2 pseudogenes are annotated in these 1024 nt (G+C 58.3%); both read right to left on the bottom strand.

Annotation, left to right across the window (positions count from 1 at the left end):
* Positions 1–329: pseudogene (locus DW943_RS10545) on the bottom strand (choline-binding protein A); the annotation flags it as partial.
* A gap of 340 nt (positions 330–669) precedes the next feature.
* Positions 670–1024 (bottom strand): annotated as a pseudogene (locus tag DW943_RS10340) (hypothetical protein); the annotation flags it as partial.

Genomic DNA, 1024 nt, shown 5'->3' with positions numbered 1-1024 from the left:
CCGGACGAATTAAACCAGTACAGGGAGCCGTTGCACTCGTGAAAGCCCGTCACCATGGCGTGCGTCGAGGGATCGAGCCAGTACCACGCACCGTTCAGGTTGAGCCAGCCGGAGGCGAGGGCGCCGGAGCCAGTCGCGTAGCACCAGGTCCCGCCGTCGAGCACCCAGCCGGTCGCCATGGCGCCGGAGGCGTCGAACCAGTACGTCGAGCCGTTGTACGCATGGAGGCCCGTCGCCATGGCACCGCCCGCCTCGGGGTCGAGCCAGTACCAGGCCCCATTGGTATAGAGCCAGCCAGAATGCAGCGAGACCGGATTAACTGAATCCACATAGAACCAGTTACCGTCAAACGAATTCCAACCCTGATTCCATTTAACGGATTCTTGAGCGGACCCATCATTGATTGAATCGGAAGGAGAAAGAGTCGAGGGGACGGATTGCCGGTCAACATCAGTAGGGATGGAGGAGTTTATGGGTTCTGCGTTCGCGATATCAACCACACCGGGCCCAGCGAGCAGTAGAGTTGAAAGAATGATTAGGATTAATGATATTCGCTTTTTCCTTGCCATGTGCAGCCCCCGGTAGTAACCAATTTTTACATAAACATAGTCTACAAATGGATAGCTAAGAGCAATATGTAGTTAGAAAAAAGCAATTAAAGAAGAGTTGCTAGCCGAGCCAAGCACCATTACTAGCAAAAGAGTATTTCACCCCATCGATTTCTTGAACACCCGTAGTCATAGCGTGCGTCGAGGGGTCAAGCCAGTACCAGGCGCCGCCGACGTAGGCCCAGCCGGAGGCGAGGGCGCCGGAGCCCGTCGCGTAGTACCAGGTGCCGCCGTCGAGGACCCATCCGGTCGCCATGGCGCCGGAGCCGTTGAACCAGTACATGGAGCCGTTGCACCCATGGAGCCCGGTGGCCATGGCGTGCGTCGAGGGGTCAAGCCAGTACCAGGCGCCGTTTAGGTTGAGCCAGCCGGAGACGAGGGCGCCGGAGCCCGTCGCGTAGTACCAGGTCCCGCCG

The organism is Collinsella sp. AM44-11 (assembly GCF_003467145.1).
GTDB lineage: Bacteria > Actinomycetota > Coriobacteriia > Coriobacteriales > Coriobacteriaceae > Collinsella.
This window is presented reverse-complemented; position numbering and strand designations above follow the sequence as displayed.